Origin of the sequence: Spirosoma validum, assembly GCF_014699035.1 — a bacterium.
GTDB classification, from domain to species: domain Bacteria; phylum Bacteroidota; class Bacteroidia; order Cytophagales; family Spirosomataceae; genus Spirosoma; species Spirosoma validum.
The window spans coordinates 527,649-544,277 of sequence record NZ_JACXAA010000001.1 but is presented as its reverse complement, the minus strand read 5'-3'; the positions used below and the strand labels follow the sequence as shown (position 1 = coordinate 544,277).

The 16,629-nt window shown below is 49.2% G+C and carries 10 protein-coding genes; 2 read left to right on the top strand and 8 right to left on the bottom strand.

The annotated features are described in order from the left end of the window. Positions 1–126: 126 nt before the first annotated feature. A complete protein-coding gene (locus tag IC230_RS02095; RefSeq protein ID WP_191037305.1) occupies positions 127–1,425 on the top strand; it encodes a hypothetical protein in 1,299 nt (432 codons plus the stop codon). Between the two features lie 79 nt (positions 1,426–1,504). Here the strand turns inward: IC230_RS02095 and IC230_RS02090 are convergent, their stop codons facing one another. From IC230_RS02090 to IC230_RS02070, 5 genes are all read right to left on the bottom strand, one after another. Further along, complete coding sequence (locus IC230_RS02090; RefSeq protein ID WP_191037304.1) at positions 1,505–2,428, bottom strand: aspartate carbamoyltransferase catalytic subunit; 924 nt, start codon at positions 2,426–2,428, stop codon at positions 1,505–1,507. A 383-nt stretch (positions 2,429–2,811) separates the two neighbouring features. Further along, positions 2,812–3,531, bottom strand: a complete 720-nt coding sequence (locus IC230_RS02085) for a 3-keto-disaccharide hydrolase (RefSeq protein WP_191037303.1) — start codon at positions 3,529–3,531, stop codon at positions 2,812–2,814. 217 nt (positions 3,532–3,748) lie between these two features. Then, a complete protein-coding gene (locus IC230_RS02080) occupies positions 3,749–7,375 on the bottom strand; it encodes a M1 family aminopeptidase (RefSeq protein WP_191037302.1) in 3,627 nt (1,208 codons plus the stop codon). A 4-nt stretch (positions 7,376–7,379) separates the two neighbouring features. Further along, the gene (locus IC230_RS02075; protein ID WP_191037301.1) at positions 7,380–8,264 is read right to left on the bottom strand and encodes an ABC transporter ATP-binding protein; all 885 of its coding nucleotides are present in this window, start codon (positions 8,262–8,264) and stop codon (positions 7,380–7,382) included. 373 nt (positions 8,265–8,637) lie between these two features. Further along, positions 8,638–9,930, bottom strand: a complete 1,293-nt coding sequence (locus IC230_RS02070) for a hypothetical protein (RefSeq protein ID WP_191037300.1) — start codon at positions 9,928–9,930, stop codon at positions 8,638–8,640. Between the two features lie 172 nt (positions 9,931–10,102). On the opposite strand from IC230_RS02070, the gene IC230_RS02065 reads away from it, so the two are divergent. Further along, positions 10,103–11,074 (top strand): helix-turn-helix transcriptional regulator, encoded by a 972-nt coding sequence (locus tag IC230_RS02065; RefSeq protein WP_191037299.1) that lies wholly within the window; start codon positions 10,103–10,105, stop codon positions 11,072–11,074. Here IC230_RS02065 and IC230_RS02060 read toward each other — a convergent pair whose 3' ends face one another. From IC230_RS02060 to IC230_RS02050, 3 genes are all read right to left on the bottom strand, one after another. Beyond that, complete coding sequence (locus tag IC230_RS02060; RefSeq protein ID WP_191037298.1) at positions 11,075–12,502, bottom strand: arylsulfatase; 1,428 nt, start codon at positions 12,500–12,502, stop codon at positions 11,075–11,077. 66 nt (positions 12,503–12,568) lie between these two features. Beyond that, positions 12,569–13,501: a M20/M25/M40 family metallo-hydrolase gene (locus IC230_RS02055; RefSeq protein WP_191037297.1), complete on the bottom strand. Its 933-nt coding sequence runs from the start codon at positions 13,499–13,501 to the stop codon at positions 12,569–12,571. A gap of 78 nt (positions 13,502–13,579) precedes the next feature. Beyond that, a complete protein-coding gene (locus IC230_RS02050; protein WP_191037296.1) occupies positions 13,580–16,429 on the bottom strand; it encodes a PAS domain-containing protein in 2,850 nt (949 codons plus the stop codon). Between the last annotated feature and the right edge of the window lie 200 nt (positions 16,430–16,629).

The window sequence follows — 16,629 nt, the reverse complement described above, 5'->3', positions numbered from 1 at the left end:
GTAGTCGCTGGGTAATAAGGATGGTAGAACTAAGGCACTGTTAGAAACAAAAAAGTTTTATTCTGACAGGTTAGTCAATACGTCTACTAATCGAGTCAAGGTATTTAGTAGAAAATCGGAGACAACATGCGTCGCTATAGAACCGTAATCTTTGTCGTAGCCCTGATAATCATTAACGTCCTGGGGCTGAGTTTTACCGTTGTTAACAAGGGTAGTTACGAGAACTCACTGTATCATCGCTTTACCCGGCAGCGGTTCGCCTGGATTGTCAGCGATCCTCATCCCAAGTACCCCATTCAGGCTGGCTGGGCAAACGTAACCATCACTCCAATAGCTGCTTCCTCGCCTGGTGCGAAGGAACGAGAATCCATCCAGACGCGGGCGCTAGTCCTCGATAATGGCACGACACGGGCAGCTATGATTACTGTCGATTTATTGATGATGCCACCCTCAGTCGCTCAGTTACTGGAAAAAAGGCTACCAAAGCTCGGCTTAGCCTGGAAAAATGTGTACCTGGGAGCTACTTATTCGCAGCCTGGTCTGGGTGGGTGGTCCAGGGACTATATGGGTAAACGACAATTTGGTCCCTATGATGAACAACGGGTCAATCAAGTAACCGAGGCTATCCTGAAAGCAGTGGACTTGGCGCAAAAAAACATGGGTACGGTTCAAATTGGCCATACCCAGGTTGATCTGAATGGCCAAAAAGAGCTTTCTGCTCCTGACAATAGAGCTGGGGCTGAAGCCCTTCATCTGCTACAGCTTCGCAAACTAACGGGCGAATCGGCCCTGATTTACTCCAGTTATGCTCGCCCGATTCCGATAGGTAAGGCCACTGATTCTGCTGCCAAGGGTGATTTTTTTAGTCTGTCAATGCAACAGCTTGACAAGCAAACCCATTGTTTTACGCTGGGAATGGTTGGGGCCATACAGGAAACAAATCCGTCGAATCAGATACGTAGCGAGACCCCACAGGCACTAGCTACCCAGATCGCCACTATACTGAGTCGTCAGGAGCTTCATACAGACAGCACATTAATTGCGCAAACGACTCCGCTTATCCAGAATGATCCTCAGGTTCGTGTTAGCCAAAACTGGCGGCTGAAGCCATGGCTGGCCAAAGCTCTCTATGGCGACTATCGTGCCGAGTTAAAAGCGCTACGCATTGGCCAAACCGTCTTTGTGGGTTGTCCGGGGAGTATATCTGCCGAACTGGCGGATGATTTACTTGACTTGCCTATTGCCAGGCAAAGAACGCTGGTCATCACCAGCTACAATGGGGGAGACATCGGACAAATTGTTCCCGATACCTATTATTATGCCGAAAATAGTCCCTACGCCATTAGCCAGACTAATCGATTTGGCCCGTATACCGCCCGGTTTTTTGAAGACATGACCCAGAGCCTGGTTAGTAGTTTAAAATAACGGGCTGGCCGCCGACAGAATGGATGAATTGCTGGGAAGGATGCTTTTCAACGTCCCACTCTATACAGATAGCTACCTTCTACAACTGCGCTAGTAGATATAACACAGCCATGCGTACCGCCACGCCGTTTTCGACCTGATCCAGAATAATTGAATGCACCGAATCGGCAGCGTCGGACGTTAATTCAACCCCGCGATTGATAGGACCGGGATGCATCAGTACGATGGGTCGGTCGAGGTCATCGAGCATTTGTTTTGAAATACCGAAATAGAGCGAATATTCACGTAGTGAAGGAAAATATTTAATCTGCTGACGCTCTAACTGAATCCGGAGTACGTTCGCTACGTCGCACCAGGCCAGCGCTGCCCGAACGTCGTGCCCGACCTTCACGCCGAGCGATTCCATGTGCTTTGGAATAAGTGTTTTAGGGCCGCAAACCATTACGTCGGCCCCCTGTTTTTGCAGACAGAAAATATTAGACAGCGCTACCCGCGAGTGCGTAATGTCACCGATGATCGCAACACGTTTGCCCGCTACGTCGCCGAGTTTCTGGCGAATGGAAAAGGAATCGAGCAGCGCCTGCGTTGGGTGTTCATGAGTGCCATCGCCCGCGTTCACTACGTTAGCTTTGATGTGTTTGGTGAGGTAATGCGGGGCTCCGGGACTGCTGTGCCGCATGACGACCATATCGACCTTCATGGCCAGAATGTTGTTGACCGTATCCAGCAGCGTTTCGCCTTTTTTTACAGAACTGCCCGACGCTGAAAAATTCACTACATCGGCCGATAGTCTTTTTTCTGCCAGTTCGAATGATAATCGCGTGCGGGTCGAATTCTCAAAAAAAACGTTGGCAACCGTTACATCACGTAGCGAAGGTACTTTCTTAATAGGCCGGTTAATGACTTCCTTGAATTGACCAGCCGTTTCCAGAATAAGTTGAATATCAGATTCGGTCAAGTCTTTTATACCCACCAGATGGCGGACGCTGAGAGATTGGGCCATGAGCGGAGCGATACGGACAAAAATCGGGCAAAGATAGGCCGTAGACAGTTAAGGATAATGGCTGGTTGCCGACTTTCAGAAGCCGGGCTTATTCATGGCCCCACCAAACTTGCTGACGACCCGTTGACTGTCGGCGTTTTACGAGTTTGCCAGGTTTAACTAAAAGTTTTTTCAGGATGCGTTTCATTGATTTGTTGGTTTATGGTTGTGAATAAAAACGGCACGATCAATCACCGTGGCCGATGATCTGATAGACAAAAGTATCTGGCCCGGCCGCGGAAGTCACGACGAAGCCGGACAGACTGCCAAAAGAAGCGCTTGAAATGGCGATAGCGATACGTTAATCGGGAGAAATTTCGGAGGCAGACCAACCCCTGAAATCATCATTTTTTAATGAGCGGTTTTACGGAAACTTCCTTAAAATAAACAACGTCATGGTCGCCGTGATTCTGTAAACCGATGTAACCCGAGTCAGGTCGCAGGCCACGATAAGGCTCGAACGAAAATTTGCGGGCAGGAGTCGGATCGCCTTCCCTGTAATCGGTCACTTTCACACCATTTACGTGCACAATGGTACGTGGGCCGTCCAGTGTAATGTCCATTGTGTTCCACTGTGGACCAGGTTTGCCAGGTTTCGCCAGCGGTTTAGTCAGTGAATAAAGCGTTCCTGTAACGTGGTATTCATCCTCGTCGGACGTTTCCGGGTGATTATCAATCTGTACTTCATATCCGTAATAAACAGGCATCCATTCTTCGCGGGGCTCAATCGGAATTCGGATAAATACACCAGCATTACTGTTTTCTTTTTGCATTCGGTATACGACCCGGATCGTGCAGTTACTGAATTTTTCTTTTGTCCAGTATAACAGGCCGAGGCCGCTATGACCGCGAATCATTCCTTTCTCAATCGACATGCTTCCCTTGCCCACATGTTTCCAACCGGTTAGATCTTTGCCATTGAAAAGCTGCCGCCAACCAGGGTCAATCGTAGGGTTTTGGTGTTGAGTTCTGAAGCGGGCATCGCCTGAAATGAACAGATTAGCGGCTTTGCTACATGTGATAAATCCTGAAAAACAGCCGATAAGCAAAAGAGTCTTGATCATTGCGATTTTCATAAAAGCCTTGAAATGTTTTGGAAGAGAATAATTAACCACAGAGCCACCAAGAACACAAAGACCCACAGGAAGCGGTTTACAGTGTTCTTGGTGGCTCTGTGGTTATTGATTTTTGCCTTACAAAGTTGTCGTAAATTACTACTGACTAAAATAGATCGCAGGTGTCCCCAATTTTACTGTATTGACGAAGTTACTGACGTGTATACTACAGCTTATCCACCCGCTTTAGATTGTCGTCCGGTATGCGGTCAACGAGGAAGCTAATGGGGTCAATACCCGCTTCATACGGTTCTTCTTTCACAACGAACGTATATTTCCCATCTTTCTGTCGCATCCGTTCACGCCGAACGGCTAATAGCTTACCCTGTTTTTTGCCTTTGGCAGGTTTACCATACACCCCTACGTCAATGAGGTCGTTCAGCTTCGTTGGCGTTTCCCGACCGAGCGAATCGGCGTAAAACTTCTCCGCCTGTACGTTAATCGTTACGTCATACTGCCCGTCAGAACGCTTCTTCACCGACGCAGCCGTTGTGCGGTTATTGAAAATCGTGATCCGTTCGAACTGATCAGTGATGACGGATTGCAGCGAATCCGGCGTCTGTTGACGAAATAAATCTACCAGGTTGTACGAAACGGGATACGGTGGCTGGCGATATGCGTATTGACTAACCAGCGTTTGTAATGCCTTATTCACAGCACGTTCGCCAATCAGTTCTTTCAGGTAATACATCACTACACTGCCTTTTCTGTAGTGAATATATCCCTGATTCTCTACTTGTTCGAGCGGCACTTCCTTTAACGATTCTGCCCCGCGTGATGACAGGTAACGATCCATTTCAAACTTCAGGAAGCGCTTCATACGGCTCTTGTCGTACGATTTTTCCATCACCATCAGAGCCGAATACTGGGCCTGCGTTTCCGAAAGTAAGGTAGCCCCCTGCATGTATGCACCCACTACCTGGTGTGCCCACCACTGGTGACCCATTTCATGCGCCACTACGTATTTGACCATGTCAATGTCTTCTTCAGGATCAATTTTGGCAATGAACCCAATGGCTTCAGAATAGGGCATTGTGCCCGGAAACGCCTGAGCAAAACTGGCGTAGCGTGGAAACTCGATGATACGTGCCTGTTTGTGGTAATACGGTCCGAAATGCTCGGTATAATACGCCAGTGAACCTTTGATGGATTCCAGCATATCGCGGACGTTGTACGGGTGTTTTTTGTCGTAGTACACCTCTACGTCGATGCCATTCCACTTCTCCCGCGCGACTTCGTACTTCGCCGAAATGAACGAGTAAAAATTGAGCGATGGATGGTCGAGCTTGTACTGAAAATAGCGTCGGGGCTGACCCGTCGAATCGTTCTGTTTCCACTCTTTCAGGAGTGAGCCCGGCGCTACGGCAATCTGGTCGGGCGACGTGCTGATCACAGTTTCGACCATTAACCAGTCGGCATTATTGCTGATGTAGCTATTCATGCAATCGCCGGTGCAGTTGCGTTCCAGCTTCGGCATGCGTTCTTTTTCGGGCAGACCGTATTTTTTGCGGTCATTTTTATCGGTCAGTTCGCCTTGTTCCTGATAACCAATTTGTGGAGCGATATCGAATGTATCAAAAAACGACCCATTCTGATTAATCTGCTTGGTAAACTGCACTTCGTTCTCGAAGCCGCGCGTTTGTCGGCGGGTCGTAAAGCGCAGGTGCAGCGAGTCGCCCGGCGCTAGTGCGGGACTCAGTTGATAGATGGCATATTGCAGCAGCGAATCATCCAGAATCCGTTTCGCCCGATCTATATTAATGCTGAAATCCAGGCGGCTTGGTATCGCAATGTGTACGGAATCAATAGGTTTATCGGTCCGGTTGACCAGTACGTAATCGCCCTTTACGACCAAATTGCGCTCTTTTGGGTAAACATCAATGGTATACTTCACATTGGCAATACGTGGCTGCGGACGATGCTCAAAACGTTTGTATTTCTGCTCGTAAGCTACCTGCTGCTTCTCGCGCACTTTCGTCGTTTCATAGCGATTCAAAACGTTCGTGTTATAAAAAATGAAACCACCTACCACGAGTAAAGCCACGGTTAGTCCGATTAAAGCCAGGCGATTCGTGCCGGTTAGCGCTTGCCGGGCTCCCCGAAAGCGACTGCTCCAGGAGGTATCCTTGCCACGTACCCAGAACAAAATCGCTGTTAATCCAAGAACACTCGCCCAGAGTGTCCAGTAGGTTCGAAACCACGCGATCGACGCTACGTATGGACCCCAGCCGTTCATGTCCGAATACGTGTAGTCGGGCGACGCATTAAACTGAACCAGGTTGCTCTGCACATCCAACGGCCGCCAGGCATAAGCATTTGCGATCAGCAAGGCAATCACCACGAAGAAGGCAATGTATTTGTTATTGACGAGCGTGTGTACAAGCATCGACAGAATAATGATCGGCGCTAAGCGGAGCAGGGCAATCACCAGAAACTCAATAACGTATTGCCCTGGTTCAAGGGTTGAATACCCCATTAGCAACTGCGTCGTTACGCCCGCGATGATGCACAGCATCTGAATAATCACCACGATACCCAGCATCGCCAGAAATTTCCCGACAAACACGCTCCAGTTCCGGTGGGGCATGGCGTCATAAATCTGGTCGAGTTCGGCGTCACGCTCTTTCCAGATGATGGCGCCCGAATAGAAAATGATGATGGCGAACAGAAACAACGAAATAGTGCCCCGAATGAGCTGAATAACCTCATACGTTACGGGATATGAACTCAGCCCGTATGATTTTCCGGCGTATTGCAGCGAAAAACCCATATTCATGAGGCCAAGCAGCAGAATAATAATAAACGCGGTGCCTTTCACCGTTCCCCAGAAATCGGTTTTAAAAATCCGGATCATCTGCACCCACTGGGCCGACCAGCCGAAATGCATACCTACTTGGGGAAGCCGTTGTAGGGGGGTAAAAACGGCTTTGCCTGTGTCGTCACCGGCAAATTTCCTCCGCCACCAGCCAGCCTTCTTCACTTTCTCTTCGAACGAGAACCGGACATACGTAACGGCCAGCAGAAGTAGACCAAAACCGACCCAGATCAGTCGATTCGTTAGCATCAAGCCGTCGGTCAATCCCACCGAACGGGTATTCTTATCGCTAACCGTCCAGTATTTCGTGATGAGCGAGAACGGACCAAAGCCCAGTGCGTCGAAATACGTAGCGAGGTGTTCGTACTCGACGTCACTCAAAAAATTACCGGCAATGAGCTGCGCTACTAACAAAGCAATGGCACCAATGAACGCGGTTATGGATGACCGGGTCAGGGCCGCCAGCATGAAAATGAACGCACCCGCCAGAAACGTATTCGGAATGGCAAAAACCAGAAAGCTGTTTACGTGTGCCGACCAAACAATAGGTCCATAGCGTTCAGGGTCGGTAGCACCGGTTACCTGCCCAATCCATGAGCCGAGGATAATGCCGATGGAAATGCCCAGAAACGGAATCAACGCGACCAGAAACGAGCCGAAAAATCGCCCGGCCAGGTAATCGAACTTACGGATCGGTGACGCAAAAACGATTTGGTTGGTCTTGTACGTAAAGTCACGAATGGCCGCGCTTTGTACAAAAGCGGTTGTCATCAACAAGGCGAAAACGCACCAGATACCGTACTGATTCTGAACGACGTAAGGTGCATTTTTGTAGATGTTGCCAAACGTTCCGCCAATCGTTAAATCGTCGGAAGCGCCCGCCCAGGCAAACATCAGTACGTTAACCAAGAGGAATATATACACCATCGGCTGACGGAGCCAATAGCGAATTTCGAAGGTAAATATGTGTCCGAACATAGGCTTAGGCGGCTACGAAATTGCTTTTTTCGATGGTAGAGAAGAACACATCTTCCAGGTCGGGCTGGGCCGGTTGAAATTCATTGCCGGGCTCGGTCTCGCTGAAAATATGAACAAGTGGTTTGCCCGCCACAAGCTTGTTGGAGATGATATTGTACTGTTGCTGGTACGTCGGTAATTCGCTTTTCGTAATCGATTTCTCCCAGATTTTACCCTTCAGCGCAGCTACGGAATCCAGCGGAGAACCACTGTAAAGCACTTTGCCTTTGTGAATGATGGCCATGTTATTGCAAAGCTCCATGACGTCCTGCACAATGTGCGTCGACAGAATCACAATGACATTTTCGCCGATTTCAGATAAGAGATTATAAAACCGGTTCCGTTCTCCGGGATCGAGGCCCGCGGTCGGTTCATCGACAATAATGAGTTTGGGATTACCGATAAGCGCCTGCGCAATGCCGAACCGCTGCTTCATCCCGCCCGAATAGCTGCTAACCGCTTTCTTCCGAACATCATACAGATTCACCCGATGAAGCAGTGCGGTGACTAACTCACTACGTTCGCGGCTGTTCGTAACGCCTTTTAGAATAGCAAAATGGTCGAGCAAATCCGTTGCTGATACTTTTGGATACACACCAAACTCCTGCGGCAGATAACCCAACACCCGACGTACCGCGTCTTTCTGATTCAGAATATCCAGATTATCAAGCATAGCGGTTCCTGAATCGGCGTCCTGCAACGTAGCAAGCGTACGCATGAGCGTGGATTTGCCCGCGCCATTCTGACCCAGCAAACCATACATGCCATTGGGGATCGTCAGCGATACGTCGTCAAGAGCGAGAACGCCGTTTGGGTATTTCTTTGATAAGTGTTCGATTATCAGCTGCATAGGGGAAATTTAAGGGATTTCGCCAAAAATAAGCATGGCTTACCAATGCGATAGCTTTTTTGGGTAAATGGTTGTAGGATAAGGACAAACGGATACAGTAAAGAGCCTTAACCGAATCAATTTACTGACTCGGTTAAGGCTCTTTACGCCTGAACTCGCCCTAAGTGCGTCACGTATCCGTGATAGGAATGCTGTTTTTGGTTTACGAACTAACCCTATTCTTACCAGTAACAAACCTGCGGCTAAAACCATAGCACTGACGCAGGCCAGATAGAGTTGTTGGGTCGCGTATCTGACAGGCGGAGCGAGCAAAAAGACAACCCGGATCGTTAATCAGCATAGATAAAATACGGACACTACCATTGGATATAACTTATCTGTTTTTCAGAAACCGACGACGCGCTAGCAAGCGCTGAGGATAAACTACGGCCTGAATAAAGTTAAACTCAAGCTGCTGGAACGAGACGGTTTGCCCGTTGACCTGCGTTTTAAGAAAAGGAGCGTAGCGTAGGTTAGTTCGCAACAATATAGATTCGTAGCGAACCGGGCGAATATCCCAGCCAAAGACCAGACCCGGTGTGTATTGGACTTCGGTTTGATTCGTTGCCGAAACGCTATTGTCGGTTTCGTAAACGCCCAATTGTTCTCGTGAGAGACTAACGCCCAAAAATGGCACAAAGCCTTTATAATCAAAGAGATTTTTGTACACCTCCAGGCTAAAGGATCGACGGTCGAGCTGTTGGCTTAGTCCGTACGCTGCGTGGTCAGCTACGATGTGGCGATGGGCCAGCCGAATGTCGAAGTCGGATTTGAAAAAGTAATACCCCACCGACAGATCGAGGAAGGCGCTATTGCCCGATGGATTGTTCAGGTAAGGACGAGTGCGGGTGTTGTATTCGGAGCGAGGTAAGGTAAACGCTGCCGATGGTCCGACGTCAAGGTGAAAGCCGCTCAACAGATTCCGTTCACGCAGGTATTGCCCAAAATCAGATTTATCATCCTTCTCCAGCGGACGCGTTACGTCCAGCAAGTACTTATAAGCTACTTGAAACGTAAAGGCTGGAAACTGAACGGGCGTGAATGTCTGCCGGGACGTAGCGTACCGAAATTCGCGCGCAGGCAGATGCTGCGCCCCCAGCTCAAACCAGTGATGGCCGGTCAGCCAGCTGATCCCGCCTTCCAGCGCAATGACATCTTTCGTAAACGTCGTTCCCGAAAGCCGCTCGTTGACCCGCTGGTTATACGAAAGTGTTGACCAGTTAGCACCCAGGTAGGGATTGATTCGGTGATACCGTAGCTGCAACGGATGAATTCGAGCGCCAGTCGATACGTTCATGGACACGCCATAATCCTGAAGTTCAGCTAGTTTAGGGCGGAGGGTCGCGAGCGGAAAGGATACATACAGGTCGACCAGTCCCCAAAAATGCGTGGCGCCAATGGTAAACCGTGGGTGATACGTACCGGGGACTGTCAGAGGCTGCTGCGCACCCGCTTCATTAACGTACCCACCCTTGACAGGTGGTATGTATTGACCTTCGAAACCCAGATGCATCTGCGCGAAACGGAAGCGCGTGTGCTGTTCGACGACTTTCTGAGCCAGTGTGGACGTCGTTACGTTAAACAGGCAGATAACCAATACGTTATACGCTGAGAAAACCCTTATCATACCCTTGTTGTTTTAAGTTATATTCTGTGGGTAAAGATGGGTTATTGACTTCACTCCCGGCTTCGCTAAGCGGATTCGTACTGACGTCAAACGGATTATCTGCTGTTGGTTGACTGAGAGCGGCTGTTTTCCTGATCAGTCAACGAGTGTTTATCGATCATAGACTACCGCGATGATAGTTAAGGTGCAGAATGAGCAGGGAGGATTTGACTCCTATCAGAATCAATACCTGATCGAGGTAGACCAGCAGGCAGGCGTGGTGCAGCGAAAGATTATTGTGCCCGATCCGGCAGCGCAGTGGTCAATTACGGAGTTGTCTACAGACCAGTTCTCTATCATTTACGCGTTCAGCGAGCTTACCCGGAACATAGTCGTCAGGGCAGAGCAGACTAAACCGAGCGTGCGATTTTTTACGCAGCTGGCGGGCCATAATCTGGTTCGAAGTAGCTGTCAGCCCGATCGGCCGTATCAGGCAAATCAGTATAGCTTAATGTATACGCCTGCCTTCGAAGGCGACATGCAGTTTTCGGGGTCGACCGTATCGACGTTGGTTATCGAATTTGCGGATGGCTATTTCGGCCGATTTCTGGATGAGGGTGTAGAACAATTAGATCGGCTGGCTGAAAAAATGGACCAACAGCAACCGTACGCGATAATTCCTAACCACTCGTTTGCCACGCCTGCCATGAAAGTTATCGTATATGACATTCTGAATTGCCCATTTGTCGGTATGGTTAAACGGCTATTTCTGGAGGCAAAATTACTCGAGTTGATTGCCCTGCAAATGGATCAGTTAGAAACAACCCGTTTGACCGGTTCATTCAAATCCGATGATGTTGATAAACTTATAGCGGTTAAGGAGTGGCTGAATGAGCATTTTCTTCAACCCGTTACGTTGCTGGACGTAGCCCGTTCGGCTGGACTGAATGATTTCAAGCTTAAAAAAGGATTTCGGGAATTGTTTAACACCACTGTATTCAGCTACCTGACAGACTTACGCATGACCTACGCGCGTCGGCAGTTGTTGGCTGGTAAACAGACGGTTAGCGAAGTGGCTGACGCGTTAAGTTATAAACATGTTCAACACTTCACGTACGCTTTCCGGCGCTATTTTGGTTATCTGCCGGGTGGCCTGCGTGACTGATTAATGCGCAAACGGAAATAACGGCGATTCGACATGCGATTGCTTCATTAACTCACTGAGTTGTTTGGCTCTATCTGGATACTGAGCGGCTACGTTATGCGCTTCTTTGGGGTCTTTCGCCAGGTCGTATAATTCAACGGGACTAGCTGGATTAGCCATTGCCTGTAGCCGTACGGCTTTCCAGTTACCCTGCCGCACAGCCTGTCTGCCGCCGTTTTCGTGAAATTCCCAGTACAGATAGTCGTGCTTTTTCTGTGTGCCTTTGCTCGTCAGTGTCGGCGCAAACGAAACGCCGTCGATACGGGCTGGCGTTTTGGCTCCGGCTAGTTCAGCGAAAGTGGGTAGCAAATCCCAGAAAGCGCCAATGTAATCACTGGTTGAGCCGGGTTTAATAGCCTTTGGCCAACGCGCGAAAAAAGGTTCGCGGATACCACCCTCATATAAGTCCCGTTTAACACCCCGAAAACCTCCGCTGCTATTAAAAAACGTTGGATCGGCACCCCCTTCGATATGAGGACCATTGTCACTGGAGAAAATAACGAGTGTGTTCTGATCCAGCCCTTTTTCTTTCAGCTTTGCCATCACTTGCCCTACGTATAGATCGAGACGACCGACCATCGCGGCAAACGTAGCGTGCGGATAAGCCTGCGAAGTATAGCCGCCTGTTTTCGCATCAGGGCCATAATCAGCACCTTTAAACGGCTTTTCGGGGAATTTTCCTTTGTAATACTGGAAAAGACTGTCGTCAGGGACAATCAGTTCGGCATGGGGTAGGATATAGGGTAAAAACAAAAAGAAAGGCTGTTTATCGTCGCGTGCATCCAGAAAGCGCATCGCCTGTTTCTGAATCAGATCAGGCGCGTATTCTTTGGCCTGGCGTAAGTCCTGATTGGCCGCCAGTGTAATCTTCTGACTATCATCCCAGAGATGATCAGGGTAGTAACGATGCGCCAATGACTGACAATTATAACCGTAGAATCGGTCGAAGCCCTGCTTATTGGGATCACCTACTGACCCTACTGGGCCCAGTCCCCACTTCCCGAAAGCACCCGTTAAGTAGCCTGCGCGTTGCAGGAGTTCAGCAACCGTCGTCACCGAATCGGCAATGGGTTCCTGTCCTTCGGGTTCTACGCTTTTGTTGCCCCGGATATACGTGTGCCCTGTGTGTCGGCCCGTCATCAGCGACGACCGCGATGGGGCGCATACCGACGTACCGGCATAAAACTGCGTAAAGCGCATTCCCTCTTTCGCCAGCCGATCAATATTGGGTGTTCTGATCAGCTTTTGTCCATTGATGCCCACATCTCCGTAGCCCAGATCATCAGCCAGAATGAAAACAATATTGGGTCTGTTAACAGGACGATTCTGTGCTACGCCAAATGAGCAGATGGACGTAGCGACAAGTAGGCAGAAGAGGAGTTTAGTCATAGAACAAGTCACTGTTGACGTGGGTACTTACAGGTTGTAGTTTATAAAGTGCGAATGAGTCTTGCGCTACTTGACTGCGGTAAACGTCATTTTGGGTTGTTGTAAAGCGTTTTCGAGCAGTTTGATTTCCAGGCGAAGAATGGCCTCCTCCGACGTAGCGTTAATTTTGTCCGGATCGTCGGTGGGTTTGTGGTAATCGGGATGCCCGCCGGTATGAAAAAACAGAACCGGAATCTGTTTGGCATAAAAAGCCGCGTTGTCAGATCCGCCGTTCCCCGCCCGGTCGGTGAAGAATTTGATGGAGCTTTCAATGCCTTTAAATACCGCTGGCCAGGTGTCGCTGGTGCCGTAGCCGCCAATACCGACACCCCGTTGCGGATTGTAGCGGCCAATCATGTCCATGCACACCATAAAATTCATCTTCTCAAGCGGCAGCGTCGGGTTGTTCAGGAAATGACGAGAGCCTTGTAAGCCCAATTCCTCAGCGCCGAAGGCCATAAACAGAAAATTGTACGGCTCCGTTACGTTGTTCTTCGTGAAATAATGAGCAAGTTCCAGCAGACCGGCTACGCCCGATGCATTATCGTCGGCACCGTTATGAATTTTCCCTTGCGGTAATGAATCCAGCGAGCTTCCCTGTCGGCCCAAACCTAAGTGATCGTAATGAGCACCGATGACAATCGTATACGGCGCGCCATTATCCAGAAAACCAATGACGTTTTTGGTTTCCCTTAGGCTATCCGGGACAACAACCCGCCGAACTTTCGCTGTGAACGACTGATAGTAACCATCCGTCCCCAGCGGTTTCAGACCGTATTTCTTAAAGTACTTTTCAACGTAGCGGGCCGCTTTTTTATTTTCGGGACTGCCTGTTCCCCGGCCCTGCATCTGATCGGAAGCGAGGTAGCGTACGTGTTTACTAATCTGTTTGGCGGACGGCTGCTGACCGAAACCGGTGAAGACAAGCGAAAAAAAGAAAAGGCAAAGAACGATTTTCATGAATGCTATTGGTGGTAGTCGTATAAAACGGGACAATAGTACTACGTTAACCCGCTATTAACTAAGCAATGACAAACATTACGTGGGTAAGTACACGATAAAGGTTGTCCCCTGGCCCGGTCGACTCGTAGCCGTAATTGCCCCTCCATGATTGGCCACCACCTTTTCACAAATAGCTAAACCGATACCTGTGCCAGCAAACTCACTCTTACTGTGTAATCGCTGAAATACCTGAAAAATACGGTCTAAGTATTTTTCGTCAAAACCAACCCCGTTGTCAGCTATATCGATCCGATAATAGGTTCTTACTGCCCGGGTAGGCTTTACTGAGGGTGGCAAATCAGTGGCTAAAACGGCATAAGCATTGATCTGAATCAGTGGGGGAGTAGTTGGCTGACGAAACTTAATGGCATTCGCGATCAGATTCTGAAATAACTGGTTTAACTGCGACGCATCCCCTGTAACAGTTGGTAAGAGTCCGACCTTCACCTCAGTATTCGTTTCTGCAATAACAAGCTCCAGTGTGGTTAACACCTGGTCTACTATCGCATTGAGCGGTACCGAAATGCTAGTGTCCTGCTGGGTAGAGATGCGTGAAAAATCGAGCAGGTCTCGAATTAACGTCGACATTCGACTGGCGGCCGACTGCATACGATCTATATACACTAGTTCCTCGCCGGTAGAAGCGTCAAAGCGTGTCTTCAAGAGATCACCAAATTGCTGAATCTTACGTAAGGGTTCCTGCAAATCGTGGCTGGCTACATAAGCAAACTTTTGCAGGTTATCGTTTGAACGTATCAACAACCCGTTGGCTTCCTCCAGTTCTTCATTGAGAGCAGCGTACTCTTCGTTGCTGGCGGCTATTTCTTCGTTCGTAGCGGCTAGTTCTTCGTTCACGGCGGCCAATTCTTCAGTTCGATGTTGAACCAGTTGTTCCAAGGCTAATTGCGTTTGTCGCTCCTCAGTGATGTCCCGCATACTACCCACCATCTTGATTGGGTTTCCCTGATCGTCGAAATATACCTTACCCTGCGCCCGTACAATGCGCTGTCGTCCGGTTTGCTGGGTGATGACGGTATACTCCTCATCCAATAAACCATCGGAATCAGGACTGGACGCTTGTGCCACTGCTTCCATAATACGTGCCCGATCGACTTCGTCAATGGGGTTATATAGATGTTCTCGATCAATATAATCCTGAGTGAACTCGAAAAGGTGCTTAAGCCGGTCCGAGTACGTAGTCAACCCTGAGATCATATCCAATTCCCATGTGCCCATATCGGCTAGTTCTATGGCTCCCCGTAGCGTGGCTTCTACCTCCTGAAGTTGCTGGCGGGCTTTTATCTCTTCCGTAACGTCAATAGCAATGTCCAGAATCGCATACACCTGCCCCTGATCATTTCGCAGCGGAGTATAAGTGATGTTATAATAATTGTGGGTCATTATGCCATGTTGCACGATGTCTACCCGAGAGCCGAAGCTCTGGAACATCTTCCCCGAGGTATAGACATCGTCCAGAATTTGGAGAAAAGGCTGGTTTTCCGTCAATAATTCAGGCATCACTTCCCGGAGCGGCTTGCCAACTATATCGGGTCCTTTACCTACGATATTAATGAAGGTTTGGTTGGGCAGGTCAACGATCAGATCCCGGCCTACGAACAAACCCATACCAGCGGGAGCCGTTGCAATAATTGAGTGCAGGCGAGTCTCGCTGGCTTCTAACGCTTGCTTAGCCTGAATCAGATCGGTTACTTCGGCAGCGGTGTTCATAACGCCGTATACTTGTCCGTCGGCATCAAACAGGGGCGTAAAGCTGTAGTTGAAATAAAACGACTGTAAGCGACCATCGACGACGATGTCGACTTGTTGATTACGAGCGTGAAAGGCCTGGCCCGTAGTCAGAACCTGCATAATCTGGGCAAAGATGGGCTGAGTCTCCAGTTCAGGCAGAATCTCTTTATAGCTTTTTCCGACGACATCGTTGCCTTTCCCCCAGACATCCATAATCGACTGGTTGGCCAGCAGAATCTGCATCTGAGGGCCTATGTAAACCCCGATCGGGAACGGGGCGCTATCTACCAGGCTTCGCAGCTGGGTTTCGCTCGCTTCAACTGCCCGGCGGCTACGCACCTGCTGCGTGACATCCGTGGCCACAACAAGTACGCCCGAAATGTGCTGCTCGTCACGTAGCGGTTGATACGTTAGGTCTACATAAATTGTTTCCAGATGATCGTGGCGAATGAGATCGACAGCAACCTCCTGAGCAATGAAAGGCGTACCCGTGCTTATGACGTTCTTCAGCAGTTCGTCAAAACCTTGCCCAGCCAGCTCGGGTAAAGCTTCCAACAAAGGCTTACCTACAATCTGATCGGGCTGTCGACCGACCAGATGGCCGTAAAAAGGATTTGCCATTTCGAATGTCAGATTCTCTTCTCTGATAATGGCAACACCTACAGGCGATTGCTCAAAAAGAGTGAGCAGTTGCTGCTGACTCGCTTCAATACGTTGCTGAGCTGACACTTGCTGGGTTACATCCTGACCTACACCGGCGAAGCGATATAACTTTCCATCTTCCGTGAAATAACCCTTACCCTGGAAACGTACCCAGCGAAATGCTTCATTGTCGACTCCTATTAGGCGATACGTTTCGTCGTAAACTCCGCCCGACTCAGGCGTCATTGCCCACTGTACGGCCTTATCTACCCGGCTTGCATCGTCAGGGTGGATGTACTGAATAAGTTGCTTATAGGAAAGTTGGTTGCCTTGCTTTAATCCGTATAGTTCCCGGCACCGGTCGTCCAGGAGCACCTGTAGAGTGAGCGGGTCAAGCTCCCATACCCCGAGTCCGGCCGCTTGTAACGCAAAATCAATATCGAGTCGCTCGGTGAGTTTACTGGTCGGATGAAAGGGCTGTTGATCGCCGGTCATTGACATTTTCTTAAAGGGTGCAGCGCAAATTAGTGAACAACATTGAACGATGTGTTTTCACTCGCGAAACTGTGTAACTTTCTAGTTTGCCACATTGTTGGCTGAAACATCTCCTTTATAACGTGGTAGATAAGAGCAGGAATCAAAAGTTATTTCTATGCGACTATGGTATTCTACATTCCTCTACTAACGAAGAATGC

Bases quoted from the DNA above. Each gene is read 5' to 3' on its own strand.
- IC230_RS02060 (WP_191037298.1), bottom strand. From the start codon at position 12,502: ATGACTAAACTCCTCTTCTGCCTACTTGTCGCTACGTCCATCTGCTCA.
- IC230_RS02095 (WP_191037305.1), top strand. From the start codon at position 127: ATGCGTCGCTATAGAACCGTAATCTTTGTCGTAGCCCTGATAATCATT.
- IC230_RS02070 (WP_191037300.1), bottom strand. From the start codon at position 9,930: ATGATAAGGGTTTTCTCAGCGTATAACGTATTGGTTATCTGCCTGTTT.
- IC230_RS02050 (WP_191037296.1), bottom strand. From the start codon at position 16,429: ATGACCGGCGATCAACAGCCCTTTCATCCGACCAGTAAACTCACCGAG.
- IC230_RS02075 (WP_191037301.1), bottom strand. From the start codon at position 8,264: ATGCAGCTGATAATCGAACACTTATCAAAGAAATACCCAAACGGCGTT.
- IC230_RS02090 (WP_191037304.1), bottom strand. From the start codon at position 2,428: ATGGCCCAATCTCTCAGCGTCCGCCATCTGGTGGGTATAAAAGACTTG.
- IC230_RS02055 (WP_191037297.1), bottom strand. From the start codon at position 13,501: ATGAAAATCGTTCTTTGCCTTTTCTTTTTTTCGCTTGTCTTCACCGGT.
- IC230_RS02085 (WP_191037303.1), bottom strand. From the start codon at position 3,531: ATGATCAAGACTCTTTTGCTTATCGGCTGTTTTTCAGGATTTATCACA.
- IC230_RS02080 (WP_191037302.1), bottom strand. From the start codon at position 7,375: ATGTTCGGACACATATTTACCTTCGAAATTCGCTATTGGCTCCGTCAG.
- IC230_RS02065 (WP_191037299.1), top strand. From the start codon at position 10,103: ATGATAGTTAAGGTGCAGAATGAGCAGGGAGGATTTGACTCCTATCAG.